Raw genomic sequence first — 26,538 nt, 5'->3', positions numbered from 1 at the left:
GCTTTTTGATTTGCAGAGGTTATTACACCTTAGTCAAAAGTTGATTAACGGCTCCTAAGAACTCTGTTGGATCCTCAATAGAGCCTCGCTCCGCTAGCATTGCCTGACCAAGCAGAACTTCAACCCAGCGACCAAACGCTTCTTCATCGGCTTCGTCAGCCATACGCTTAACCAATTTGTGCTCAGGGTTTAGCTCAAAGATGTATTTCACTTCCGGCACAGCTTGACCAGCTGCCGCAAGAAGCTTCGCCATTTGAGTGCCCATTTCGTAATCGTCCGTTACCACAACAGCAGGCGTAGATGCGAGTTTGAAGGTCGTACGAACTTCTTTCACACGATCGCCTAGGTAAGACTTCGTGCGCTCTACAACCGACTTGAACTCTTCTTCGGTTTCTTTTTGCTTCTCTTTTTCTGCTTCATCTTCAAACTGACTTAGATCAAGCCCAGCTTTAGTGATTGACTGGAACTGTTTACCATCAAACTCAGTTAAGTAGTTCATCAGCCACTCATCAATGCGGTCGTACATCAAGATAACTTCAATGCCTTTCGCTTTGAACTGTTCTAAGTGAGGGCTGTTTTTCGCAGCTGCATAGCTGTCTGCCGTCAAGTAGTAGATCTTATCTTGACCTTCTTTCATGCGCTCAACGTAAGACGCCAAGCCCACAGTTTGCTCAGAAGAGTCCACTTCAGTTGAAGCAAAGCGCAATAAACCTGCAACTTTCTCTTTGTTTGCAAAGTCCTCCGCAGGGCCCTCTTTCATCACAAGACCAAACTCTTTCCAGAATGATTGGTATTTCTCTTCGTCATTCTTGGCCATACGCTCGAGCATCGTTAGCACGCGCTTAGTACAAGCATTACGTAGAGACTGAGTCACTTTATTGTCTTGTAAGATCTCACGCGATACGTTTAGCGGTAAATCGTTTGAGTCTATTAAACCACGTACGAAGCGTAAGTATGACGGCATAAATTGCTCTGCATCGTCCATAATGAATACGCGCTGTACGTACAGTTTCAAGCCTGATTTGTGGTCGCGGTTCATCATATCCCAAGGTGCTTTCGATGGGATGTATAGTAAGCTCGTGTAGTCGTTTTTACCTTCTACACGGTTATGACTCCAGACCAAGGGATCGGCAAAGTCATGTGATACGTGCTTGTAGAACTCTTGATACTCTTCTTCTGAAATATCAGATTTGTTACGCGTCCACAGTGCTTGGGCTTTGTTGATTTGCTCCCACTTTTTCTCATCTGTTTCCTTGCCTTCGTCATCACGAACGACAGTTTGGATTGAAACAGGAATGCCGATGTGATCAGAGTACTTACTGATAACGTCACGTAGACGCCACTCATTCAAAAACTCTTTACCCTCTTCACGCATATGAAGAATGATGTCGGTACCACGTGACTCTTTGGTAATGTTTTCGATGGTGTACTCACCTTCACCCGCTGAGTGCCATTGTACCGCTTCATCAGCGGCTAGACCCGCAGCGCGAGTGCGCACGGTAACGGCGTCAGCAACGATAAATGCCGAGTAGAAACCAACACCAAACTGACCAATAAGCTGAGAGTCTTTGCTCTGCTCTTCAGATAGCTTTGAGAAAAACTCGGCTGTTCCAGATTTTGCGATTGTTCCTAAGTGCTCAATCACATCATCACGGCTCATACCGATACCGTTATCAGAAATGGTTAAGGTATTTGCGCTTTCATCAAACGACAGTTTCACGCAAAGATCTGCATTACCTTCGTATAGATCTGGGTTAGATAACGCCTGAAAGCGCAGTTTGTCTGATGCATCTGATGCGTTAGAGATCAGCTCGCGCAAAAAGATCTCTTTATTTGAATAAAGAGAATGGATCATTAAATGCAGTAGTTGTTTTACTTCTGATTGAAAACCACGAGTTTCTTTATTTTGAGATACGGTTTCGCTCATGTGTGCTCCATAACATCTAAACTAATTGGCTTTTTCATAGGGACAAGTTTGTGACTTTCCCCTTGAAATCACCTTACCGAGATGTCATTTAACATGTGGCTGACAAATGTAAATTCAAGGTCAATATTGCTAAAAACGGTGTTTTTTTAGAAAATTTTAATTATCCTACCCGTCTAAAAGCATCTAAAATGTCGTGCGCACTCCAAGCGCCCCGGTAATTTTGTGACATAAATCACCATAATTACAACATCATCCATCTAAGAAGAACTAAATGACTAACATTGGCACCAAATTTCTACTTGCTCAAAGGTTCACCTTTGATCCAAATAGTAATTCGCTCGCTGACCAACAAAACGGCAACGACGTTGTACGATTAGGAAGCAACGAAAGCCGTATACTTCTGATGTTGGCAGAGAGACCAAACGAAGTTTTAACCCGTAACGAGCTTCACGAGTTTGTTTGGCGTGAGCAAGGTTTTGAGGTGGATGACTCAAGCCTGACTCAAGCGATTTCTACTCTGCGTAAGATGTTGAAGGATTCAACAAAATCTCCAGAGTTTGTTAAAACGGTACCTAAACGTGGCTACCAACTCATTTGTTCAGTGGAACGCTTGAGCCCATTTTCTACTGACTCTAACACTGACGTTGAAGAAAGCGCTTCTGAACACGAAGCGCCAGCAGTGGAGTTAGAAGCGAGCGATACACCACCAACAGAGATAGTGACCGATACTACTGCTGATCTTGAGCCTCAAGTAGAGCCGACTAAAACTCAGCCGAAGCCAGCATCTAACACGATTAACTGGCTACCGCGTGTCATTATCTTTTTATCTCTGCTGCTTCCTGTTTGCGTATTGTTATTCACGAACCCAGCGGAATCCCAATTCCGTCAGATTGGTGAGTATCAAAATGTACCGGTGATGACACCTGTAAATCACCCTCAAATCAACAACTGGTTGCCCTCAATAGAGCAATGCATTGAGCGCTACGTGAAGCACCATGCAGAAGACTCGTTGCCAGTGGAAGTGATTGCCACTGGCGGACAAAATAACCAGCTGATTCTGAACTACATTCATGACAGTAACCACTCTTACGAGAACGTAACACTGCGTATTTTCGCAGGTCAAAACGATCCAACAGACATCTGCAAATAAAGGAGGCCAATATGAAGATTAAATTAGCATCTGCGGTTTTGGCCGTATCCGTTCTTTTCAGTAGTTGGTTGTATTGGGGAAGTGACCTAAAAGTGGAACAGCTCCTCACAGCAAACGAATGGCAGTCGACCATGGTGACAGTCATTACAGACAGCTTGCCTGACGATACTGTCGGCCCACTACGCCGAGTTAATGTTGAATCAAACGTGAAATATCTCCCTAATGGTGACTATATTCGCGTAGCAAATATAAAACTATTCGCTCAAGGTTCAACCGCAGAATCAACGATAAATATCTCGGAAAAAGGCCGCTGGGAAGTAAGTGACAACTATTTGTTGGTCTCGCCTTCGGAGTTTAAAGATATTTCATCTTCTCAATCAAAAGACTTTTCCGAAGCACAGCTACGTTTAATTACTCAAATTTTTAAGCTAGATGCGGAGCAAAGTCGTCGTATTGACGTCGTGAACGAAAAAACACTATTGCTCACTAGCTTGAACCACGGTTCTTCGGTACTGTTTAAAAACTAATTTTGATTGGATGATAAGGGGGCAAGACGCCCCCTTTGTTTTGCTTATGGATTGGCTAGATACCACTACTCTCTTTTTCGGTTCACTAATCGCCAACACGCTGGCTTCACTTTCCGGTGGCGGAGCAGGCTTGCTTCAATTCCCTTTACTCATCTTTCTCGGCTTACCGTTCTCCGTTGCGCTAGGCACACATAAGGTGGCTTCGGTCGCTTTAGGCTTAGGCGCAGCAAGCACGCATTTAAGATCAGGCACTATTAAATGGAAAGTCGCGCTCTACCTTATCTTGTCCGGCAGTATTGGCGTGATTTTAGGGGCTAACTTAATTGTACAGATCCCTGATGGTATCGCGGAAAAGATGCTCGGCACGATGATCCTAGCGCTGGGTATCTACTCGCGATTTAAGACATCGCTAGGCCAAGCTGAAGTAATACGCAACCGTCATCCTATTGGTTGGGTTATTGGTGGAATTGGCTTACTGTTCATCGGCATCATTAACGGATCTCTTACCGCAGGTTCTGGTTTGCTCGTGACACTATTTTTGGTGCGCTGGTTTGGTTACGACTACAAACAAGCCGTTGCTTACACCATGATTTGTGTCGGCCTGTTTTGGAATGGCATTGGAGGCATTGCCGTCGTACAGGCAGGGGCGCCTATTCACTGGGCTTGGTTACCTGTTTTATTGTTAAGCTCTTTTCTAGGCGGCAGTTTAGGCGCATGGGCCGCGACTCGATACAGTAACAGAGTGATTAAAGTTGCATTCGAAATTCTCACGTTTGCGGTGGGCATCAAGTTGCTGGTTTAAAAAGATTAAAAGGAAAGTTTCATGGATAAAGCAATCATTGATATTTATTACTGCCGCCAGTGCAACTGGATGTTGCGTTCAACTTGGCTATCGCAAGAATTACTGCATACTTTTAGTGAAGAAATAGAAACAATCAGCTTACACCCAGACACAGGTGGTCGCTTCGAAATTTTCTGTAATGGCCAGCAAATTTGGGAACGGAAAAAAGACAGCGGCTTTCCTGAAGCCAAGGTGCTAAAACAGCGCGTTAGAGACATTATCGACCCAGAACGCGATTTAGGACATTCAGACACAAAATAGGGAGCAATTCGCTCCCTATTTTTTTACTTAGTAAAACCGTTAAATCATGGTTTGTGCTAATACTTCGCCTTCTGGCGTTTTTACCGTTAGCTTATTGTCTTCTAGAGTACCAAAGCTTCTCGGTAAGCCATTACGTGGGAATGTCATCGAGCCTGGGTTGAATATAATGGCTCCATCTTGCATCTCTGCGACGGGAACATGTGTATGCCCGTGGGCGATGATATCACCTTCGCGCAGTGGCGGCCGTTTTTCAGAGTTGTACAAGTGACCATGAGTCAAAAAGATTCTCTTGCCAGATTCAAGTAGCACCCATGAGTAATCCATCATCATTGGAAACTTCAATAGCATTTGGTCCACTTCACTATCACAGTTGCCACGTACAGAAATAATTTGATCACTGTATTGGTTCAATAAGTCTGCTACCTGTGGAGGGTTGTAGCCTTCCGGAATAGGGTTTCGCGGCCCATGGTTTAGCGTATCTCCTAGCAAAATCATGTGGTGCGCACCAGAGGCCAGAAATAGCTCAATGGTTTCTTTAGTTGCTGGCAAAGAGCCATGCAGGTCTGAGGCAAAAAATAGTTTCACGACATTGTCTCCTCAAAAAGTATGAGGTCATTCTACGGCATTTTTTTAGCAGCTCAACCTACGACGGTTTGAATACTACTGATAGCGCAATGATTCAATGACCATAGGCAAAACATAGAACCATGCTGCATACGCTGTTCCAACCAACACCAGTATCCAAAACACCATCGACATAAATTTTGATTTGGCTAGATGGTGCAGCGGATCGGGCTCTCCGCATCCTGGACATGCATGAGCGCGTTTTGAGATTTGTTTCTCACACACGGGGCAAGAGACTAAAGGCATGATACAGATTCCTCGACATTAGGCTTAGGGCGCAAAGAATAATGGTGAATCAACACATATGCAACCTAACATATATTAAATATTTTAGTTCTTTGTAACAGTCGCTGACTTGAGAAAAAATCGTTGATTTTTCATTTATATCAACCTATTACACTTCTTCTCGCACCATACCATTGATGACAATATTGTTATAACTCACCATCCCAATGACCTCGCCACTTTCAATGACCGGCGCTCTGCTTATGCCAAATCGCTCAAACAAACGGGCACAATATTTTACGTTCATATCTGGTTCGACACACAAAGCGGGCTTGGTCATGATTTCATAAATATTTGTGCGCTGAGGAGAACGATTATTCGCCAGCACCTTTTTGGCGATATCATTCATCAACACGATGCCATATTCATCATTATCATCTCGCTTTTTCACCACCAGCGCTTTGACTTGGTATTTTTTCGCTAGCGTTATGCCTTCGTATACGGTCATCAGTCCATCAACCATCACATACGTTGTCGCCATAACATCTCGAACTCTAATTATCGTTTGACTGCTCATAATTCATCCTCAACCACTTTGGTCAACGTTTCTACTTGATGCGCGACACCGACTGCATCTTCAATATCGATCTGAATAGCAATGCCCTGCCCCGACTCTCTGTCAAATTCACCAACCTCATTAATGGTTTCTAATATGTGTCGAGAGAGATGTTCCTCGACCACAAACAGCAGCACATCTTTTTGCACTTCTAGCGTTAAACCAAAAAACGTTCGCTTTTGATTTAAACCTTGCCCGCGAGCATTGTTAATCACTGTAGCACCGGTCGCACCAGCATCGCGTGCAGCGTCCAACACCTTGTCTGTTTTGCTGTCTTCAACAAACGCAAGTATCAATTTAAAGCGCATTTTCTTCTTCCTCCGAGACGTTTTTATTCAGCCACTGGGTTATTTGCGCATAGCCCATCACAGAGATCATAGGAAATAGACTGGCAAACGCGATCAAGCCAAAGCCATCAATCATTGGGTTTCTTCCAGGGACGGTCGAAGCAAGCCCTAACCCTAATGCAGTTACAAGTGGGACAGTGACAGTAGAAGTTGTTACGCCTCCAGAATCGTAGGCGAGTGGAACAATAAGCTTAGGAGCGTAAAACGTTTGAATCACAACGACGATGTAACCCGCGATGATGTAATAATGAATGGGATCGCCCACGACAATCCGGTAACTCCCTAATGCAATACCAATTGCCACCCCAAACGCAACGGCTACGCGCAAGCCGTTAATACTGATACTGCCTCCAGAGACTTGGTTTGCTTTTATCGCTACAGCGATTAAAGAAGGCTCTGCAATCGTGGTACTAAAGCCTATAAAAAAGGCGAAGGTATAAACCCAATAATAGTCGACCCACATTAAGGCTTTCCCTACAGATACTTTGAACTCTTGTAAAAACTCCGGCGCCGTTAATTGCACAGCCATCGTCTCCCCAAGTGGAAACAACGCCATTTCTAATCCAAGTAAAAAAAGAGCTAGCCCGAAAATCACATAAACGAACCCAAGCAAAACTTTCTTAAGGTTGCTAACAGGACGCCTTAACACGGCTAACTGAAAACCAAAAATAATGCTGGCGATGGGAACGACATCTCTAACGGTCGATAATAAAGTGTCTAGGAAATGATCAATTGAAATCATGTTACGACCATTCCGTAAACCATCACAAACATCATCGGTAACAGCGAGGCAAAAGCAATTAAACCAAAGCCATCCACCATAGGGTTGCGCCCTTTAATAGAAGACGCTAAACCGACGCCCAGAGCAGTGACCAAAGGTACTGTTATGGTGGACGTGGTTACACCTCCGGAATCGTAAGCGACGCCAATAATGGCTTCAGGTGCAAACCACGTCAGTATTACAACGCCTACATAGCCACCAATGATCATGTAATGAATCGGCCACCCTTTTAAGATACGCAAAACGCCGATAACGATGGCTATCCCCACAGAGAGAGCTACTGTTACTCGAAGTCCTTCTCCGTAATCCTGCATGGACTGCTCTGAGTTAGCGATCATTCCGCCCTCAGCCGCAACTTCTGAGGCTTCTTCCGCTACCGCGGTTAATGCAGGTTCAGCTATCGTGGTGCCAAACCCCAAACAAAACGCAAAGACTAATAACCAAAACACGCTGCCTTTTTTTGCAAAGGCTTGAGCCATACTCTCTCCGATAGGAAAAAGACCAAGTTCTAGGCCAAAGATAAAAAAGGTTAATCCTAAAACGACAAGCAACAAGCCAAAAAGAATGGAGACCAGGTTGGGCAGCGGCTCTTGCAAAACGACTAATTGGAAAAAAGTGATAACAATGATGATGGGTAATAAGTCACGAGCACTATTGAGGAGCGCTCGAAAAAGCGCAACAAATGCTTCCATGCCTATCCTCCTTGATTGTGCAAACTGATTACGCTCGTTCCAATGAGCGATAACTTCTAGTCTGGCATAGATTTCACTCTTCTACCGTGAATGCACTAGCGCCATCTATAACATTTAGTTACATATTTTCTAATATGTGAAGTTAATAGCCTCTCTGTCAGCTTGTCACTATCCTAGAAATAATGGTGTTGAGATGATCAAGCTAAGCACAAAACGACTATAATGTTCTAATACGTGTACATTCAAAGAGATAACATGAAGATATTACTCACAGGTGGCACTGGGTTTATTGGCTCGGAGTTGCTCAAGCTGCTATCAACTCACCAAGTTATGCTACTTACACGCTCTCCAGAGCGAGCAAAACAACGCCTACAGCATGCTGATCTGGGTAATATCGAATACCTTGACTCGCTCGAATCATTCGCCGATCTCAATCACGTTGATGCCGTCATTAATCTTGCAGGTGAGCCTATTGCGGATAAAAGGTGGACCAGCGAGCAAAAAGAAAAAATCTGCAAAAGTCGTTGGAAAATTACCGAGCAAATTGTTGAGCTGATCCACGCAAGTACCGAACCTCCCTCTGTTTTTATTAGTGGCTCGGCAGTTGGCTACTATGGTGATCAACAAGATCATCCGTTTGATGAGTGCTTACATGTTAATAGCGACGACTTTCCTCACGAGGTTTGTGCAAAGTGGGAGCAAATAGCCAAGCGCGCAGAGTCGGAGCAAACTCGGGTTTGTCTAATGAGAACTGGCGTGGTACTCGGCCTCAATGGTGGTGCGTTGGCAAAGATGCTATTACCTTACAAGCTTGGCGTAGGCGGCCCACTTGGGAACGGTAATCAGTACATGCCTTGGATTCACATCCTAGATATGGTCCGCGCCATCATGTACTTGCTTGAAACACCACATGCCCACGGTGCATTCAATATGTGCGCCCCCCATCCTGTGACTAATCGTATATTCAGCGGTACACTAGCTAAAACGCTCAAACGTCCGCATATCTTGTTCACGCCTAAATGGGCGATTGAACTCCTAATGGGAGAATCTTCCTGCTTATTGTTCGATAGCATGAGAGCCAAACCCAAAAAACTCACCGAACTGGGCTTTAAATTTAGCTACTCCAGAATAGAGCCAGCACTCAAGCACTTGCTTCATGACCGGAGCTGATGAATGATGGCTCTAATCAATGTTTCTGAGTCTTAAATTAAATTATGAAAAAGTCGATTCTTATTACGGGTTGTTCAACCGGCATCGGTTACGTGTGCGCTCACGCCCTACAAAACAAGGGATTTAATGTCATTGCATCTTGTAGGAAAGAACAAGATGTCCAGCGCCTAATTAATGAAGGGCTAACCTGCATCAATCTAGACCTAAATAGCCCAGAAAGCATTTCTTCGGGCGTGAAGCAAGCGCTAGAGTTAGCAGAAGGTAAGCTTTACGCAGTGTTCAATAATGGTGCCTATGGTCAGCCCGGAGCACTGGAAGACTTACCCACCGAGGCTCTTCAAGATCAATTTCAGACCAACTTTTTTGGTTGGCACCAGTTGGTCAGAGAGGTGCTTCCTCATATGCGCCAGCAAGGCGAAGGACGCATCATACAAAACAGCTCTGTTCTTGGTTTTGCCGCAATGAAATACCGTGGTGCCTATAATGCATCAAAATTTGCCTTAGAAGGCTGGACAGATACGCTCAGGCTAGAGCTTGCGGATACGAATATCAAAGTGGCATTGATAGAACCAGGACCGATCGAAACTCAATTTAGAAACAATGCATTACGAGCCTTTGAGAAGTGGGTTGATATTGAATCTAGCCCCCATCGTCATGCTTATGAAGGACAAAGAGAGCGACTCAACAACGACAAGTCTAATAATCGATTTGTTTTGCCTGCAGAGTCTTGCATCGCACCAGTTCTTCATGCATTAACTAGCGTTTCACCGAAAATTCGTTATCGAATTACTACACCGACTAAATTATTCGCAGTCTTGAAAAGACTATTACCAACCCGTGTACTTGATAAAATTTTGCGACAGGCTGCATAAAAAAGTTTTGTCGAAATGTAATTTCACCGTAACAATGTGATGTCATTATGAACATGCAGGTTAAAAAAACCTCAACTAAACGAATCAATTTCTACGCAATTCAACGGGGATTCTTTCGCCCAAAGTGATTGAGTTGCTTAGATTTGGTATCGCCACCCATTACGTTTTGTAGCAATGTTTATACTACTGCGAGGCAACAATGACATTAAATCAGCTTAACTGGCTTAGTGTGGGTGTAGTGTTGACCATGTTCATCCTATTTTGATACCGCACTAACAAATAGCATTAGAATTGCGCTGCTTCGGCAGCGTTTTCTTTTTATCTAACACCTGAGCAGCAATAACCTCACTCTATTACCTCACGTTTTCTCAAAATAGAATGATTCATTATTGATGGTGAATGTCGCTTGAATTTCACCTAAATCAACTCCATATCTAATATCAACGACAAGACACAAGGCAAGGATACTCTGATGCAATCCCCATTTATCGTTGAGATAACAGAACAGAACTTTCGCGAAACGCTTGAAGGATCAATGAACACGCCCGTTTTGATCCACTTTTGGGCCAACGCTCAGCCAGAAAGCGCACAGATACTCCCTGAGTTGCAATCTCTTGCTCAACAGTACAACGGTGCATTTACGCTTGCTCTACTAAATTGTGAAGATCAGCCCGCTTTAGCGTCTCAATTTGGCGTGCAAGTATTGCCAACTATCGCGCTGTTTATAAATGGTCAAGCCGTCGATGGTCTGGGAGGCCCCCAGCCAATTGATGCCATTGCTACCATGCTACAAAAGCATTTGCCAAGCCCAGATGAACAACTATTAAAACAAGTCAGTGAACTTCTTCAGCAAGGTGAGCATGCTCAGGCTTTGAGCATCATCCACACTTTGCCGCCAGAGCTGCAAGAGCGTGGTGATGTGAAACTCGCGATGGCTGATTGTTTGCTAGAAACCAAACAATTTGATATTGCCCAAGAACTACTGAACGCTATCCCTCTCGAGTATCAAGATAACTACTACAAGAGCCTAATAGCCAAGCTCGAGCTGCATTTGCAGGCTGCAGATAGCCCTGAGTTACAGCGACTAGAACAAGCATACGCAGCAGACATGGCAAACTTCGAACTCGCTTGTGAATTGGCGGTACAATACAACCAAGTTGGTCGGGATGAAGAAGCGTTGGAACTGCTGTGGAATATTCTTAAAAAAGACTCGGGCGCCCAAGACGGTGACGTGAAGAAGACTTTTATGGATATTCTCAGTGCGCTAGGTCAAGGTAACGCATTAGCAAGCAAATATCGTCGCCAGCTTTACTCAATTTTGTACTAAGCGCCGCATTCTTCTAGGAATAAGACAACAAAGGCCGGTGTTTCCGGCCTTTGTCATATAAAAGACCAATAACCTCTCAAAGGTCTCAGAACTTCAATTGTCTATTGTCTATAAATAGGTAAAAATGGATCGAATATTATGCACTTAAGGGAATAACTTATGCCAATTGATTCACTGATCACCATCGGTATTTTCGTCGTTCTTGCTGTCGTTATCTTATCTTCAGCCATTAAAACGGTTCCGCAAGGAAACAACTGGACAGTTGAACGCTTCGGACGCTACACCCACACATTAAAGCCGGGTTTAAACTTGATCATTCCATTCGTTGATAAAGTTGGTCAAAAAGTAAATATGATGGAGCGCGTTCTCGATATTCCTGCGCAAGAGGTCATTTCAAAAGATAACGCTAACGTGGTTATTGACGCTGTCGGATTTGTTCAAGTGATCGATGCTGCCAAAGCGGCTTATGAAGTCAACGACTTAGAACACGCTATTAGAAACTTGACCCTTACCAACATTCGTACCGTTTTAGGTTCAATGGAACTGGACGAAATGCTGAGCCAACGCGACATGATCAACTCTAAGCTGTTGGCGATTGTTGACCAAGCAACAAACCCTTGGGGCGTAAAAGTCACACGAATTGAGATTAAAGATGTCCAGCCACCAGCCGATCTGACCGCTGCAATGAATGCGCAAATGAAAGCCGAGCGTAATAAGCGTGCGGAAATTCTTGAAGCAGAAGGAGTTCGCCAAGCTGAGATATTAAAGGCCGAAGGTCATAAACAATCAGAGATATTAAAAGCTGAAGGTGAAAAGCAGTCTGCTATTCTCCATGCAGAAGCACGTGAGCGTGCCGCGCAAGCAGAAGCAAAAGCGACTTACATGGTTTCCGAAGCCATTGCAAAAGGTGACATGCAAGCCGTCAATTACTTCATTGCACAGGGTTATACCGAAGCGATCAAGAGCATTGGTCAAGCCGAAAATGGTAAAATCATTATGCTTCCATTAGAAGCAACCGGACTAATGGGCTCGGTTGCAGGGATAGCAGAAATGTTTAAACAGCAAGGTAAAGAATAATTTATGGATTTTTTTAGTTTGCTGGAAGGTATCTCTTTCTGGCATTGGCTAGCGTTTGGCTTTGCTCTTTTAGCAGTTGAGCTACTTGGTACCGCAGGGTATTTTCTCTGGCTCGGGGTGTCTGCACTTATCGTTGGAGCAATCATGACCGTTTTGCCAATGAGCTGGCAATTACAATGGCTTTGCTTTGCAAGCTTCAGCTTAATCACCACCTGGCTTTGGTGGCGACGACAATGGTCTAAAGACAAGCAAGAAGACCAAGAAAGAGATCTGAACCAAAAGTACAAGCAGTTAATTGGGCGTACTCTTATCCTTGAAGAAGACTTTTCCGTCGGGCTCAATCGCATCAAGGTAGCCGATACCACATGGTCCGCACAATCGGATCAAGCACTTCCAGCCGGTACCCGCGTAAGAATCACCGATGTTGAAGGTATTATTTTAATCATTGAGCCTGATTCTAATTAATTTATGCCAAAGTAATGGGGCAAATCATGCTCCATTACTTTAATCTAAACAACTGCTTTCATTTCATTACCTTAATTAAAATCGAGAAAAAAATAAGTATTAGTAATATTATTAATACCCTACCTACCATTTCCTATTATTTAATTATTCAACACACGACAATCAATAAGATAGAAATATATCCAGGTAAATTATCGATCTAATTTTATTTTAAAAAATAAAACTTTATTGAATTATTTTTTGATCTTTTTATCCTCGGATACATACTTAACGCATAAGCATTTAAGTTGAGTGCTTTTTATTTGGTAAGTAAGAGGATGTACTATGAATAAGCTTCTCTTTTTAATGTTGTGCGGTATTTTTTCTTTTTCTTCCTTTGCCTACAACAACGGAAACGGCGGTACAACTAATTTGGGACCTATAGTCGAATGTAAGATGCCAAGTGGCGACGTTACGAATATTCCAAGTGAAATGTGTCGATTTAGAGGTGGGGAATGGGAATAGTAAAGAAGTAAGAGCTTAGTTTGATATAAGAGCCCTATTCAACCTTGCCTTTCTGCGTAGTCACGGTTTATACAAGCACGTAGATATTTAAAGTTTATATTAAGGTGATTATTATGAGATTTTTATCTGGTCTATTAGTAATATCTTTTGCCATAATTCCGTTAACCACTAATGCTAATGGTGCATCCGGTGGTCGTACGTTAGGCCCAGAGATAAAGTGTGAGTTGCCAAACGGTAATGTACATATGTTGCCACCGTTATATTGCAAAATATACGACGGCCGAGAAGTGAAATAGAAAAGGAGCCTAGCGGCTCCTTTTATTATCCCATTAAGTATTAGTGGAAGCTGTAAGGGATAAGAACTTGTAGACGTAAGTCTGTTTCATCCGCATCGCCAGCACCTGCGTACTCATCACGTTCTAGGATTGTACCGTGTAAACGAATGGTAGAACCTTTAAGCGCGCCACTTTGTAGTGAGTAAGATACTGTTGCGTTAACTGCGTATTCGCTTTCGTAATCCCAGTCACCTGATGCTCCGCTTGCTGCAGAGTCAGCGCCAGTACCGTAACCAAAGCCTAGGTAGTAGTTCCAGCCGTTACCTTGGTTGTAAGATAGACGGTTGTACCATGCTAGCTCACCCGCTTTGTTCCAGTCAGATAGCGCGTCCCACCACTGAGACCAAGTACCATTGTTCATACCATATGTATGAATAGTACGAGGAACGAAGTCCGCACGGTTATCTGTGTCTGTGTAGCGCAACTCAGACATCCAAGCTAGCTTGCCGAAAGATTGATTCAAAGATAGACCAGTGTGGAAACCTAGACCATCGTATTTCACATCATCGTCAACACCGTAGAAATCAAATGCTAGAGTTGTACGGTCACTAACAGTGTACTTCAAGTAAGCCTTGTAAGAAGTGTTGTCAGTTTCGTTGTGGTAGCTAGTTACTTGACCTGCACCCCAGTCAACACCATTTGCATATTGAACGCCAGTAGCTTGACCCAAACCAAGTTGCATAAACAAGCTGTCAGTTAGGTTACCGTTTAGGCCTAGAGAGTGTAGGTAGCTCCATGAAGTGTCAGACCAAAGCGCTGGTGCGTAATCATCTTCGTGAAGCAGCCAAGGTGCTGTAAATTGGTCTGCGCCAAAGTAGCTTAGGTTGAAATCACCAAGTTTAGCGTTCAGTTCGAAACCACGGTAAGTACCAGGTACAAAGCTCCAAACGTTACCGATTGTACCGTTACCTCCAGCCTGTAACATACCAAAACGAGCATTAAAGTTTTCGTTTGCTTTGAATTTCAGCGCTGCTTTGTAAACTTTAAGCTGCTGACCATCACCTGCACCCCAGTCTAGGTTGTTACAAGTTGAGATTTCGTTACATAGGTAGCCTTCGTTTGAATTGTAAAGACTATCGTTGTAAAGATCGCCAGAGTAGTAAGCCGCAACATCTGCGCCCACCCAACCATCGTGGTAGCCAGAAGTGAAGTCTAAAATTGCGTTGTAAGAAGAGTAGTTTAGACGACTCCAACGGTCACCATTTTCACCGCCGGGCTTACCTGTTGTACGAGTTCGTGAACGAGTATCAACTATGAATAATGCATTCAGACTTGAGTCTTGCATAAATTCGTTCACTTTCTCTACGTACTCGCCACCTGCTGCACTTTCAGTAGACGCTGTAGCTGGAGCGACAGCAACAACACCAAACATTGCTGCGGTTAACGCTGAAACCTTAAAAAATTTGTCCATGGAAAAACTCCTAAAAATGGATATAGCTGTATTTTTCTATCTCACCTTTAGTTGGCCGCCGAAGGAGAGAAGTAAATTCCTGATCAAACCTCATTATTTCTAATTTGGCTTTTTTTAGTTCCTGCATACACACCGTGTATCCACGTGATTAAGACTAACTTCGCAGCTAAAAACATCCAAATGGAACTTATTTTTTTTCTAAAAAAATATGAGCCACTCCAAAGTTCCATATAACTTATTGATCCAGATCTTATTTTTAACAACACCAACACAACGCAATAAAATATCATTTAAAATTAAGCACTTAAATTCAACTTGAAAGTATCAACTTGAAGTCACTCGCAGACTAAAAAAGCCAAAAAAACCAATAACCCAAGGTTCGATCTTGATCACTGAAAAGAACAAAGGCATCAATTACTCAATAAAAAAACACTTAATTATGAACAAGAAAAAGCCCCGCATGCTTACCATACGGGGCTTTTAGTTATTTTTTAGCTTTTTTGAGAAGACTTAATTCATCAATTCGAGTAAGTCTTGTTCTGTTTTGATCTCGATACCCAGTTCTTGTGCCTTTGCCAACTTCGAACCTGCATTTTCACCAGCAAACAAAATATCCGTTTTCTTAGAAACACTACCTGTCACTTTTGCACCTAGGGATTGGAGGGCTTCTTTAGCCTCTGTGCGACCTAATTGAGAAAGTGTTCCTGTCAATACGACCGTCTTACCTTCTAATGGTAATTCCCCCACCTGCTCAGTAGTATTAATCTCTGGCCAGTGTATCCCTTGTTCAAGCAAATCTTTAACCACCGCTTGGTTCTGTTCTTCACTAAAGAAAGTCGTAATATGTTGAGCAACCACAGCACCGATGTCTTGCACTTCAATCAACTGCTCTTCGGTAGCATTTTGGATCGCTCCCAACGTTTTAAAGTGCATTGCTAAGTTTGCTGCGGTTGCCTCGCCAACTTCACGGATCCCCAGTGAATACAAAAACCGAGGTAAAGTCGTTTCTTTGGATTTTTCTAACGCATTCACAATATTCTGCGCAGACTTTGGCCCCATGCGATCTAGTACGGTTAAAACCCCCGCAGATAACTTAAATAAGTCAGCAGGAGTTTTCACCATCTCACGGTCAACAAGCTGCTCGATCACTTTATCGCCTAAACCGTCAACGTCTAACGCTTTACGAGAAACAAAGTGTTTTAGCGCTTGTTTGCGTTGTGCTTGGCAAACTAAGCCCCCCATACAACGTGTTACCGCTTCTCCTTCGATCCGCTCAACATGCGAACCACAAACAGGACACTGAGTTGGGAAAACAATATCTCGAGCTGTTTCTGGTCGACGCTCTTTGATGACAGAAACGACTTGGGGAATAACATCGCCAGCACGGCGGATCACAACGTGATCACCAATCTTGACTTGCAGACGTTCTATCTCATCTGCGTTATGAAGCGTCGCATTACTTACCGTTACCCCACCAACAAATACAGGCTCTAGTTTAGCAACAGGTGTAATCGCACCAGTGCGACCGACTTGGAACTCCACTTCATTCAGTGTCGTCATTTCTTCCTGAGCTGGGAATTTGTAGGCAATCGCCCAACGTGGAGCGCGAGCAACAAACCCCAGACGCTCTTGCACGGCAATATCGTCAATTTTAATAACGACACCATCGATCTCATAAGGGAGGGCATCACGACGCTGCAATATATCTTGGTAGTAAGCTTTTACATCCGCCAAGCTTTCAACTCGCTTAGTTTCCGGACACATTGGCAGCCCCCAAGATTTGATTTGCAAAAAGCGTTCGTAATGACTTGCTGCCAATTCTGCGCCTTGCACCACGCCTACACTGTATGCATAGAAGCTAAGCGGACGAGAAGCCGTAATACGTGAATCCAATTGTCGTAAGCTACCTGCCGCAGCGTTACGTGGATTAACAAAGATTTTCTCGCCTTTCTTCCTTGCTAATTCATTGAGCTTATCAAACCCAGCTTTCGGCATAAAGACTTCACCACGAACTTCAAGACGATTTGGCCAGTCATTACCCCTGAGTTTTAAAGGAATGGCTTTAATCGTACGCACATTCTCTGTGATGTTTTCACCCGCAGTACCATCGCCTCGAGTGGCCGCCTGAACTAATACGCCATTCTCATATAACAAACTTACGGCGAGTCCATCCAATTTAGGCTCACAACAGTATTCTTTCACACTCTGGCTTCCCACGCGCTCTTGCGCGCGCTTGTGGAAACTATCAAGTTCACTATCATCAAACGCGTTATCAAGCGAAAGCATCGGTACTTCATGTGTCACTTGGCTAAACGCAGAGAGAGGTTGTCCACCGACACGTTGGCTTGGCGAGTCTACGGTTATTAAGTCAGGGTTCTCAGCTTCAATATCCAGTAACTCTCGCATTAAACGGTCGTACTCGGCATCAGGGATCTCTGGGTTATCTTCCACGTAGTAACGCACAGCGTGGTAATGCAACGACTCTTTTAGTTCTTCTAGTCGCTGAAGTACTGATTCAGACATAGTAAAGCCCCGTGTATTTTTAATCGGTGAGGTTGGGAAATTCAAGAAAAAGGGCTCCATCCGGAGCCCTATTATTATTTGCTGTTAAGATTATGCGTTAGCGGCATTAAACTCAACTATTTGACGTCGATAAGATGCTAAACGATCTGGCGTCATTAAGTTACGCTGGTCATCAAGAACGTTGCCACCTAAATCATCAGCAATTTGCTGCGCAGTTCGGAGCATTAAGTTGAAGTTCTGTTCAGCCTCGCCATAACAAGGCAATGTCATGAAGAATGAAATACCCTTCGTTGTAAACTCAGCAGGATCAGCATGCTCAAACGTACCAGGGTGCATCATATTAGCGACGCTAAACAGCACTTTGCCGTTACCGGACAAGTCGACATGACGGTGGAAAATATCCATCTCGCCATAAATTAAGCCGTTTTGTTGCATACTCTCAAATAAAGCAGTACCAACAAATGGCTCTTCACCCGCACAGTGCACATTCAATACAATCACTTGCATTTCAGGTTCTGGCTTTGGCTCTTCCTTAGGCTCTGCAACGACAGGCTCACTAACCGTTTCGACTTGCTGTTCTTTCTCCGTAATATCAAACGCGGCGGGAATAGCTTCTTCTTCCACAGCAGGCTGGAATGGCTCTTCAGCTACTGGTGCTTGAACGACAGGCTCAACGTCCTCTTCTTTATCTTTTTCTGCAACAAATGAAGGGATGTCATCCGGCTCCTGCTGCGTCTGTGTTACTTCAGATGGACCACCGAATAACGGGTCAGATTCAAACTTGTTGTCGAAAGAACTCGCCATCCCAAAATCTGGCTCTTTGCGATCTTTACGAATGATCTCAAAGTCATCTTCAGGAGCGGGAGCGAAGTCTCGTTCTTTCTCGACAAGATCATTTTTGTCTTCTTGGTCAACATCCAGCTTACCAAGTGGCTTGTTACCAAACTTTGCTTTGCCTTCTTTTTTACTGCTCCACAAACCATGAAACAGCAATGACGCGATGGCTAATGCGCCAACAACAATGAGTACGAATCGCAATTCCTGCATTATTTACTCTCAATATACTTGTTTTTACTACTCGCAGTTCCTTGAGCAGCAACCCAAGTGCAATAAATCTGAATGATACGTTTACTTTACCAAAACTATATGTAGATTTAGAACAACTTAATGCAAGAAGTTCCGTTTTTTGTTGTGATTCTTGCCACGATTCCACTTAACAAGACGTCATTTGTCAGGGCATTGAAAGAAAAGTCCTCACAGGTACAATGAGTTTTCATTTACACGAAGCCAAAATAGACATGAAGCAAAACAATCAGCAGAGAACCGGATTCGGTTATTTTCTATACGGGATACAATTGGCACTTGCCCCCAAAATCAGGCGCTTTGTCATCTTACCTCTACTTGCAAATATCTTGCTTGTGGGTGGTGCCATCTTCTATCTATTTTCAAACCTTAATATATGGATCGAAGACTGGATTGGGCAGCTGCCTGAGTTTTTATCCTGGTTAACTTACATTCTTTGGCCTTTACTCGCTCTGACAATACTCGCTACCTTCTCCTATTTTTTCAGCACACTCGCGAACTTTATCGCCGCGCCATTCAATGGCCTCTTAGCTGAAAAAGTGGAAGAGTACTTAACGGGACAAAAAGTAAATGATGATGGTTTCACTGCCGTCCTGAAAGATATTCCTCGCGTTTTAGCTCGTGAGTGGAGAAAGCTGCTTTACATCTTACCTAAAGCAATAGGCCTATTCCTGTTATTGCTCATCCCTGCCCTTGGACAAACAGTAGGCCCATTTTTATGGTTTATCTTTACCGCCTGGATGCTCGCGATTCAATATTGTGACTACCCGTTTGATAACCATAAAATCCCATTTAACGACATGCGTTACAAATTGAAACAAAAGCAAGGTAAGGCCTATGGCTTTGGGGTATTGGTGTCTGTGTTTACGACGATCCCAATTTTGAACCTCATTGTCATGCCTGTAGCAATATGTGGTGCAACCGCTATGTGGGTCGCGGAGTTTAAGCACCAACGATAGTCGACTAGAGATTAAGGAAAGGGATCAGCGCCAGCTTTTCCCTTTTCTTTTATCAAGTTCTGGGCCAACCTAATAAGATATAACTTTTTAATCCTTTTCCCTTTTTTTCATACCGCATATTCTTCTATCCATATTCACACAACGTGTAATGAAGGAACATCACTATGAGCAAAATCTACGAAGATAACTCTCTTACTATTGGTAATACACCTCTCGTTCGTCTAAACAAAGTAAGCAACGGCAAAGTTCTTGCGAAAATTGAAGCGCGTAACCCTAGCTTCAGTGTTAAGTGCCGTATCGGTGCAAACATGATTTGGGAAGCAGAGAAAGCGGGGCTTCTTAAGCCAGGTGTAGAGCTTGTAGAACCTACCAGTGGTAACACAGGTGTTGCTCTAGCATTCGTAGCGGCCGCTCGCGGTTACAAGCTAACATTGACCATGCCTGAATCAATGAGCCTAGAACGCCGTAAGCTACTTAAAGCACTGGGCGCTAACCTTGAGCTGACTGAAGCGGCGAAAGGCATGAAAGGGGCGATTGCTAAAGCAGAAGAAATCGTAGCAAGCAACCCTGAGAAATACCTACTTCTTCAACAATTTGACAACCCTGCGAACCCAGAGATCCACGAAAAGACTACGGGCCCTGAGATTTGGGAAGCGACAGACGGTGAAATCGACGTATTCGTTGCTGGTGTCGGTACGGGCGGTACTATCACAGGTACAAGCCGTTACATCAAAGGTGAAAAAGGCAAAGCCATCACTTCTGTCGCAGTTGAGCCAGCAGAGTCTCCAGTTATTGCACAAGCACTTGCTGGAGAAGAAATCCAACCTGCTCCGCACAAAATCCAAGGTATCGGTGCTGGTTTTATCCCAGGTAACCTCGATTTAGACATTATTGACCGTGTTGAGCAAGTCACCTCAGAAGAAGCGATTGAGATGGCTCGTCGCCTAATGGAAGAGGAAGGTATCCTAGCTGGTATCTCATCTGGTGCGGCTGTTGTTGCAGCTAACCGACTTGCAGAACTCCCTGAATTTGAAGGAAAAACAATTGTAACCGTTCTACCAAGTTCAGGTGAGCGTTACCTAAGTACAGCACTCTTTGCAGGTATCTTTACCGAAAAAGAGAACCAACAATAATATGTGTTCAAATCAATTTTTAGTTTAAAAAAGCCCCGTTTAGGGGCTTTTTTGTTGATCCCTGCCCTACCTTTGGTAATATCAGGGTGTTTTATTTCTAGCTTCAAAATAAAGAAGCAGAACACAAAAAGGTTTCAAAGTGATTACGCACGCAAACAGTTGCGTAGTTACCAAACTTTTGACTAGTATCAGAACTGACGCGCTTTGAACTCTTCCCGTGCTAGCGCACAAGATGTAAAGCAGTTAAGCTAAAATCTAGTCACAAACTAACAAAAAAATACATTTATTGGGGTATATCACATGTACGAGAAGCAAGTAGAAATCACAGCAGAAAACGGCCTTCACACTCGTCCAGCTGCACAGTTTGTTAAAGAAGCAAAAGCATTCGACGCAGACATCACTGTGACTTCTAACGGTAAAAGCGCTAGCGCTAAGAGCCTATTCAAACTACAAACACTAGGCCTAGTAAAAGGTACTCAAGTAACTATTTCTGCTGAAGGCCCACAAGCTCAGCAAGCAGTTGACCACCTAGTTGCTCTAATGGACCAACTACACTAATCCGGTCTCCTACTCCAGAAGCCATTTTGTGAAAGCAAAATGGCTTCGTTGGAAATAGGCTCAAAACTAAGCTAAAACTATTCGTTAGCGCACCCATTATTCTCCCGTTTTATAAAGTTGACCAAACTTAAGGTAAGGCTATGATTTCAGGCATCCTAGCATCTCCTGGTATTGCAATCGGTAAAGCACTACTACTTCAAGAAGATGAAATTGTCCTAAACACAAACACTATTTCTGACGATCAAGTAGAAGCTGAAGTTCAGCGTTTCTTCGACGCTCGTAACAAATCTGCAGCTCAGCTAGAAACTATCAAGCAAAAAGCGCTTGAAACGTTTGGTGAAGAAAAAGAAGCGATCTTTGAAGGTCACATCATGCTTCTTGAAGACGAAGAGCTAGAAGAAGAGATCCTAGCACTTATCAAAAACGACAAGATGACTGCGGATCACGCTATCCACTCAGTTATCGAAGAGCAAGCATGTGCTCTTGAGTCACTAGATGACGAATACCTAAAAGAACGTGCAACTGACATCCGCGATATCGGTTCTCGTTTTGTGAAAAACGCACTGGGTATCAACATTGTTTCGCTTAGCGACATCAATGAAGAAGTTATCCTAGTTGCTTACGACCTAACGCCATCTGAAACGGCACAAATTAACCTAGACTACGTACTTGGTTTTGCTTGTGATATCGGTGGTCGTACATCTCACACTTCAATCATGGCTCGCTCACTTGAGCTTCCAGCTATCGTTGGTACTAACGACATCACGAAGAAAGTTAAGAATGGCGACATGCTGATTCTTGACGCAATGAACAACAAGATTGTTGTTAACCCATCAGAAGCTGAGCTAGAAGAAGCGAAAGCGGTTAAAGCAGCATTCCTAGCTGAAAAAGAAGAGCTAGCGAAACTGAAAGACCTACACGCAGAAACGACTGACGGTCACCGTGTAGAAGTTTGCGGTAACATCGGTACAGTGAAAGACTGTGACGGTATCCTTCGTAACGGCGGTGAAGGTGTTGGTCTGTACCGTACTGAATTCCTATTTATGGACCGTACTGCGCTACCAACTGAAGAAGAACAGTACCAAGCGTACAAAGAAGTTGCGGAAGCAATGAACGGTCAAGCTGTGATCATCCGTACTATGGATATCGGCGGCGATAAAGATCTCCCATACATGGATCTTCCAAAAGAGATGAACCCATTCCTAGGTTGGCGCGCTGTACGTATCAGTCTAGATCGTCGTGAAATCCTTCGTGATCAGCTACGTGGCATCCTACGTGCTTCTGCACACGGCAAACTGCGTATCATGTTCCCAATGATCATCTCTGTCGAAGAAATCCGTGAGCTTAAGAAAGCGATCGAAGAGTACAAAGAAGAGCTACGCGCTGAAGGCCACGCGTTCGACGAAAACATCGAAATCGGTGTTATGGTTGAAACTCCTGCTGCTGCTGCGATCGCACACCACTTAGCGAAGGAAGTGTCTTTCTTCTCTATCGGTACAAACGACCTAACTCAGTACACGCTAGCGGTTGACCGTGGTAACGAGATGATTTCTCACCTATACAACCCACTATCACCAGCTGTACTTACAGTGATCAAGCAAGTTATCGACGCTTCTCACGCAGAAGGTAAATGGACTGGTATGTGTGGTGAACTTGCAGGTGACGAGCGTGCAACACTTCTACTTCTAGGTATGGGTCTGGACGAGTTCTCAATGAGCGGTATCTCTATCCCTAAAGTGAAGAAAGTAGTTCGTAACTCTAACTTCGCAGAAGTGAAAGCAATGGCTGAAGAAGCCCTTTCTCTACCGACAGCAGAAGAAATCGAAGCCGTGGTAGAAAAGTTTATTGCTGAGAAAGCTCAGTAATCGGTAGTACCAAGTAATTCAATACTTAATGGCCATTAGACGGCGAAAAAAGTCGTCTAATGAGCTATATTGGTATACTATAATTCGACAGAATAAAACCAAACCTTAGGAGCATGACACAATGGGTCTGTTTGACAAACTTAAGAAGCTTGTATCTGATGACAGCGCTGACGCTGGTGCTATCGAAATCATCGCGCCACTTTCTGGTGAGATTGTAAACATCGAAGACGTGCCAGATGTTGTTTTCGCTGAGAAAATCGTTGGTGACGGTATTGCTATCAAGCCAGCAGGCAACAAAATGGTAGCTCCTGTAAACGGTACTATCGGTAAGATCTTCGAAACTAATCACGCGTTCTCTATCGAGTCTGACGACGGTGTTGAGCTTTTCGTTCACTTCGGTATCGACACAGTTGAACTAAAAGGCGAAGGCTTCACGCGTATCGCTGAAGAAGGTCAAACTGTTAAAGCTGGCGACACTGTAATTGAATTCGATCTAGCTCTTCTAGAAGAGAAAGCGAAGTCAACGCTAACTCCAGTTGTTATCTCTAACATGGACGAAATCAAAGAGCTAAACAAGCTTTCTGGTTCTGTAACTGTTGGTGAAACTCCAGTTCTACGTGTAACTAAGTAATTTTTACTTAATCGAACACGAAAAAACGCTGCCATTGGCAGCGTTTTTTATTACCTGAAATTTTGTTTCTGATCGACTTACATCAATGAAATCCGCTCAGCTAAGTAATCCAAGTGCCGAACTCTGCCTTTGCTTCGCTTGAGCGAGTAATGCAGTTGTCGCATCTTGGAGCACTTGAGAACGCACCATTTCCGTAGATTCTCTTGCGAAGTCTGTATCTCTTATTCGACTCTTGGATTCTGTAACACTCCGATTCACAGTATTTAAGTTATCCATCGAGCCGTTTACACGGTTCTGAAAGCTGCCAATTTCACTCCGGTGCGAATCAACATACTTAATTGCTGCATCAATCACCCCAATTGAAAGCTGCGCCTTACCTGCCGTCGACATATCGATGTCATCCATTGTGACTAATTGACCAGCGCTCACATCAAGCTCATCCGCTAAACTCCCTTCGAGAACCACACCCTCTGGCGCCTTCATCGTAGAAGCGAAGAATTGCAGTTCGTTGTTTTCCGTTACTGAAGCATTCACTATCGATTGTTGAGCATTGATGTAAGTGGCGACCTGTTCTATACGGTCACCCAATTTGAGTCCAATGGATTCCGTTTGGGTTTGCCCTTTACTGTCTTGGTATTCGACTTTTAGGGTTTGGTTATCTTTAGTGACTCGCCAATCTTTATCGACCGCATCACCAACATAATGCTGCCCTCCCATCTCTGGGATATGGCTACGCATGTTACGTAACGTCAAAGAGATTGAATTAGCGTTCGCGCCAATATGGAAACTTTGTGAACCGTAAGATCCATCAAACAGGTTTTTATCCGCAAATGTTGTCGTGATCGCGACACGATCAAGCTCATCTTGCAGCGCTACGACCTCATATTGAATACTTTGCCGATCACTTGAGTCATAACTGCCGTTTGCTGCTTGAAGCCCCAGAGAGCGTAAGCGTTGCAATATGTCACTGCTTTCGTGCAATGCTCCCTCCGCTGTTTGAGCAACAGAAAAAGCGTCGTGCGCATTTCTTAAGGCGACATCAAGCCCTCTCGTTTGTACATGGAGAGTATTCGATATCTGTAAACCTGCCGCATCATCGCTCGCCGAGTTGATTCGAAACCCCGAAGTTAGGTTGCGTTGTGACTCAACATTTTGCGCAGCTGCTTGACTCAGGTGTCTCTGCGCCACCATCGCAGAAACATTGGAATTTAAAGAGATCATCTAATCGATATGAATGCCTTATCGAACATACTGTCAGGACACATCTGAATCGTTATAGCCAATAAGCAAAAAGCCAGGGATGAGCCTGGCTTTGGTTTCTTGCTTTGTTAAATTGATTAACCTAGCAGACTTAGCGCTGAGTTAGGAGCTTGTTTCGCTTGCGCAAGGATTGAGCTTGACGCTTGCGATAGAATTTGTGATTTGGTCATTGCCGTCGTTTCTTTCGCGAAATCTGTATCTTTGATACGGCTCTTCGACGCATTCACGTTCTCGTTAATGTTGTCCAAGTTGCTGATTGCGTGGTTGAAACGGTTCTGGAAAGCACCTAGCTCTGCGCGGTGGCTGTCTACATATTTCAGTGCCGCATCGATGATGGCAACAGATTCTTGTGCGCCACCAACTGAGGTTACGTCGATAGTATCTACCGTTACCTTTTTGCCTTCGCCCAAACCTAGTTCACCAGATAGACCACCTGAAAACTCGACCTCGCCCTCAACTTTGTTGTTGCCAGCGAAGATTTGCAGTTTACCATCTTGGTCTACTGATGCTTTCACTAGGTCAGTTTGGCCGTTAATGTAAGTCGCAAGCTCTTCGATATCGTCACCCGCTTTTGCGCTGATGTTGATTTCTTGCTCTTGGCCGTAGCTGTCCGTTAGGTTGATTTTTAGGTCATTCTTGCCTTGGGCAACGTTCCAATCTTTACCTTTACCGCTTTCTGCTTGGTAGCTTACACCGCCCATCATTTTGTTGTCTGAGCGCATGTCTTTTAGCTCAAGCATTACCGCTTCGCCGTTATCCGCACCGATTTGGAACGATTTCGCACCGTGAGTACCGTTTAGCAGCTTGTTACCACCGAAAGAGGTTGTTTCTGCGATACGGTTTAGTTCGTCGTTTAGCGCGGTCACTTCTTCTTGAATCGCCACACGCTCTGATTTCGAGTTTGAGCCGTTTGCTGATTGTAGAGACAAGTCACGCATACGTTGAAGAATATTAGTGGTCTCATTCATTGCACCTTCAGCAGTTTGTGCAATCGAGATACCGTCGTTCGCGTTGCGAACCGCTACATCCAAACCACGGCTTTGTACGTTCAAACGGTTCGAGATTTGTAGACCCGCAGCGTCATCTTTTGCGCTGTTGATTTTAAAACCCGAAGACAAACGCTCCATAGAAGTTTGTTGAGCTGAGTTTGCGTTGTTTAGGTAACGCTGAGCGGTCATCGCTGATACGTTAGTGTTTACATTCACTGCCATGGTGATTTCTCCAATTGATTTTCCGGTGTAGCGGTTTCCGACGTCTCGGAAAACCAAGTAGTTCTCTCAAAGTTACCTCTATTAACGACACCAAATTCAGAAGCTTTAGAAAAAAGTTTAAAAAAATAACATTGCGAGATTTAGCTAATAAAATTGAAGAAAA

General features: G+C 43.9%; 26 protein-coding genes. 14 read left to right on the top strand and 12 right to left on the bottom strand.

Annotation, left to right across the window (positions count from 1 at the left end):
• Positions 1 to 22 precede the first annotated feature (22 nt).
• Positions 23 to 1,927 (bottom strand): molecular chaperone HtpG, encoded by a 1,905-nt coding sequence (gene htpG, locus R7E78_RS08655; RefSeq protein WP_053303298.1) that lies wholly within the window; start codon positions 1,925 to 1,927, stop codon positions 23 to 25.
• A gap of 271 nt (positions 1,928 to 2,198) precedes the next feature.
• Between htpG and R7E78_RS08650 the strand changes: the two genes are divergently transcribed.
• The 4 genes from R7E78_RS08650 to R7E78_RS08635 are packed head-to-tail and all read left to right on the top strand — an operon-like array spanning position 2,199 to position 4,706.
• Positions 2,199 to 3,077, top strand: a complete 879-nt coding sequence (locus R7E78_RS08650; RefSeq protein ID WP_017634819.1) for a transcriptional regulator — start codon at positions 2,199 to 2,201, stop codon at positions 3,075 to 3,077.
• 11 nt (positions 3,078 to 3,088) lie between these two features.
• Entirely contained in the window at positions 3,089 to 3,604 is a 516-nt protein-coding gene (gene toxS / locus R7E78_RS08645; protein WP_005382091.1) for a transmembrane regulator ToxS, read from the top strand.
• A 46-nt stretch (positions 3,605 to 3,650) separates the two neighbouring features.
• Entirely contained in the window at positions 3,651 to 4,406 is a 756-nt protein-coding gene (locus tag R7E78_RS08640; RefSeq protein WP_053307523.1) for a sulfite exporter TauE/SafE family protein, read from the top strand.
• A 21-nt stretch (positions 4,407 to 4,427) separates the two neighbouring features.
• Positions 4,428 to 4,706 (top strand): SelT/SelW/SelH family protein, encoded by a 279-nt coding sequence (locus tag R7E78_RS08635; protein ID WP_005382088.1) that lies wholly within the window; start codon positions 4,428 to 4,430, stop codon positions 4,704 to 4,706.
• A gap of 39 nt (positions 4,707 to 4,745) precedes the next feature.
• Here the strand turns inward: R7E78_RS08635 and yfcE are convergent, their stop codons facing one another.
• The 6 genes from yfcE to R7E78_RS08605 all read right to left on the bottom strand — a co-directional run bounded on the left by yfcE (position 4,746) and on the right by R7E78_RS08605 (position 7,991).
• Positions 4,746 to 5,291 carry a phosphodiesterase gene (gene yfcE, locus R7E78_RS08630; protein WP_138939153.1) on the bottom strand — a complete coding sequence of 182 codons (546 nt, stop codon included), beginning with the start codon at positions 5,289 to 5,291 and terminating at the stop codon, positions 4,746 to 4,748.
• 75 nt (positions 5,292 to 5,366) lie between these two features.
• On the bottom strand, positions 5,367 to 5,576 hold the full coding sequence (locus R7E78_RS08625; RefSeq protein ID WP_005382086.1) for a hypothetical protein: 210 nt from the start codon (positions 5,574 to 5,576) through the stop codon (positions 5,367 to 5,369).
• A gap of 148 nt (positions 5,577 to 5,724) precedes the next feature.
• Positions 5,725 to 6,132, bottom strand: a complete 408-nt coding sequence (locus R7E78_RS08620; protein ID WP_318057847.1) for a CBS domain-containing protein — start codon at positions 6,130 to 6,132, stop codon at positions 5,725 to 5,727.
• A complete protein-coding gene (locus tag R7E78_RS08615) occupies positions 6,129 to 6,479 on the bottom strand; it encodes a P-II family nitrogen regulator (protein ID WP_005382084.1) in 351 nt (116 codons plus the stop codon). Before R7E78_RS08615 ends, R7E78_RS08620 begins: the two co-directional genes overlap by 4 nt.
• Positions 6,469 to 7,260 carry a DUF1538 domain-containing protein gene (locus R7E78_RS08610; RefSeq protein WP_005382078.1) on the bottom strand — a complete coding sequence of 264 codons (792 nt, stop codon included), beginning with the start codon at positions 7,258 to 7,260 and terminating at the stop codon, positions 6,469 to 6,471. Before R7E78_RS08610 ends, R7E78_RS08615 begins: the two co-directional genes overlap by 11 nt.
• Positions 7,257 to 7,991, bottom strand: coding sequence for a DUF1538 domain-containing protein (locus R7E78_RS08605; protein WP_005382077.1), 735 nt, complete (start codon positions 7,989 to 7,991; stop codon positions 7,257 to 7,259). Before R7E78_RS08605 ends, R7E78_RS08610 begins: the two co-directional genes overlap by 4 nt.
• 255 nt (positions 7,992 to 8,246) lie before the next feature.
• Between R7E78_RS08605 and R7E78_RS08600 the strand changes: the two genes are divergently transcribed.
• From R7E78_RS08600 to R7E78_RS08580, 5 genes are all read left to right on the top strand, one after another.
• Positions 8,247 to 9,161 carry a TIGR01777 family oxidoreductase gene (locus R7E78_RS08600; protein ID WP_065274254.1) on the top strand — a complete coding sequence of 305 codons (915 nt, stop codon included), beginning with the start codon at positions 8,247 to 8,249 and terminating at the stop codon, positions 9,159 to 9,161.
• Positions 9,162 to 9,205: 44 nt separating this feature from the next.
• The gene (locus tag R7E78_RS08595; protein WP_025766996.1) at positions 9,206 to 10,033 is read left to right on the top strand and encodes an SDR family oxidoreductase; all 828 of its coding nucleotides are present in this window, start codon (positions 9,206 to 9,208) and stop codon (positions 10,031 to 10,033) included.
• 472 nt (positions 10,034 to 10,505) lie between these two features.
• A complete protein-coding gene (locus tag R7E78_RS08590) occupies positions 10,506 to 11,360 on the top strand; it encodes a co-chaperone YbbN (protein ID WP_318057846.1) in 855 nt (284 codons plus the stop codon).
• A gap of 159 nt (positions 11,361 to 11,519) precedes the next feature.
• A complete protein-coding gene (locus R7E78_RS08585) occupies positions 11,520 to 12,437 on the top strand; it encodes an SPFH domain-containing protein (protein WP_047102903.1) in 918 nt (305 codons plus the stop codon).
• Between the two features lie 3 nt (positions 12,438 to 12,440).
• Positions 12,441 to 12,902: an NfeD family protein gene (locus R7E78_RS08580; RefSeq protein ID WP_047102904.1), complete on the top strand. Its 462-nt coding sequence runs from the start codon at positions 12,441 to 12,443 to the stop codon at positions 12,900 to 12,902.
• An 840-nt stretch (positions 12,903 to 13,742) separates the two neighbouring features.
• Here the strand turns inward: R7E78_RS08580 and R7E78_RS08575 are convergent.
• The 3 genes from R7E78_RS08575 to zipA form a co-directional block, all read right to left on the bottom strand.
• Entirely contained in the window at positions 13,743 to 15,152 is a 1,410-nt protein-coding gene (locus R7E78_RS08575; protein WP_005382055.1) for a hypothetical protein, read from the bottom strand.
• Positions 15,153 to 15,662: 510 nt separating this feature from the next.
• On the bottom strand, positions 15,663 to 17,675 hold the full coding sequence (gene ligA, locus R7E78_RS08570; RefSeq protein WP_318057845.1) for an NAD-dependent DNA ligase LigA: 2,013 nt from the start codon (positions 17,673 to 17,675) through the stop codon (positions 15,663 to 15,665).
• A 90-nt stretch (positions 17,676 to 17,765) separates the two neighbouring features.
• The gene (zipA, locus tag R7E78_RS08565; protein ID WP_318057844.1) at positions 17,766 to 18,722 is read right to left on the bottom strand and encodes a cell division protein ZipA; all 957 of its coding nucleotides are present in this window, start codon (positions 18,720 to 18,722) and stop codon (positions 17,766 to 17,768) included.
• A 251-nt stretch (positions 18,723 to 18,973) separates the two neighbouring features.
• Between zipA and cysZ the strand changes: the two genes are divergently transcribed.
• The 5 genes from cysZ to crr all read left to right on the top strand — a co-directional run bounded on the left by cysZ (position 18,974) and on the right by crr (position 23,904).
• The gene (gene cysZ, locus R7E78_RS08560) at positions 18,974 to 19,717 is read left to right on the top strand and encodes a sulfate transporter CysZ (protein ID WP_134648072.1); all 744 of its coding nucleotides are present in this window, start codon (positions 18,974 to 18,976) and stop codon (positions 19,715 to 19,717) included.
• Positions 19,718 to 19,881: 164 nt separating this feature from the next.
• On the top strand, positions 19,882 to 20,850 hold the full coding sequence (gene cysK, locus R7E78_RS08555) for a cysteine synthase A (protein WP_047009545.1): 969 nt from the start codon (positions 19,882 to 19,884) through the stop codon (positions 20,848 to 20,850).
• Positions 20,851 to 21,150: 300 nt separating this feature from the next.
• On the top strand, positions 21,151 to 21,408 hold the full coding sequence (locus R7E78_RS08550) for an HPr family phosphocarrier protein (protein WP_005382043.1): 258 nt from the start codon (positions 21,151 to 21,153) through the stop codon (positions 21,406 to 21,408).
• Between the two features lie 140 nt (positions 21,409 to 21,548).
• Positions 21,549 to 23,273, top strand: a complete 1,725-nt coding sequence (gene ptsI / locus R7E78_RS08545; protein ID WP_005389298.1) for a phosphoenolpyruvate-protein phosphotransferase PtsI — start codon at positions 21,549 to 21,551, stop codon at positions 23,271 to 23,273.
• 121 nt (positions 23,274 to 23,394) lie between these two features.
• A complete protein-coding gene (gene crr, locus R7E78_RS08540; protein ID WP_005382041.1) occupies positions 23,395 to 23,904 on the top strand; it encodes a PTS glucose transporter subunit IIA in 510 nt (169 codons plus the stop codon).
• Between the two features lie 96 nt (positions 23,905 to 24,000).
• Here the strand turns inward: crr and R7E78_RS08535 are convergent, their stop codons facing one another.
• Together R7E78_RS08535 and R7E78_RS08530 are read right to left on the bottom strand one after the other, a co-directional pair.
• The gene (locus R7E78_RS08535) at positions 24,001 to 25,125 is read right to left on the bottom strand and encodes a flagellin (protein ID WP_017819971.1); all 1,125 of its coding nucleotides are present in this window, start codon (positions 25,123 to 25,125) and stop codon (positions 24,001 to 24,003) included.
• A 116-nt stretch (positions 25,126 to 25,241) separates the two neighbouring features.
• The gene (locus R7E78_RS08530) at positions 25,242 to 26,375 is read right to left on the bottom strand and encodes a flagellin (RefSeq protein ID WP_130546530.1); all 1,134 of its coding nucleotides are present in this window, start codon (positions 26,373 to 26,375) and stop codon (positions 25,242 to 25,244) included.
• Positions 26,376 to 26,538 lie beyond the last annotated feature (163 nt).

Source organism: Vibrio sp. YT-19(2023), from assembly GCF_033337395.1.
The sequence above is the reverse complement of the archived record's forward strand: the minus strand, read 5'-3'. Positions and strand labels throughout refer to the sequence as shown.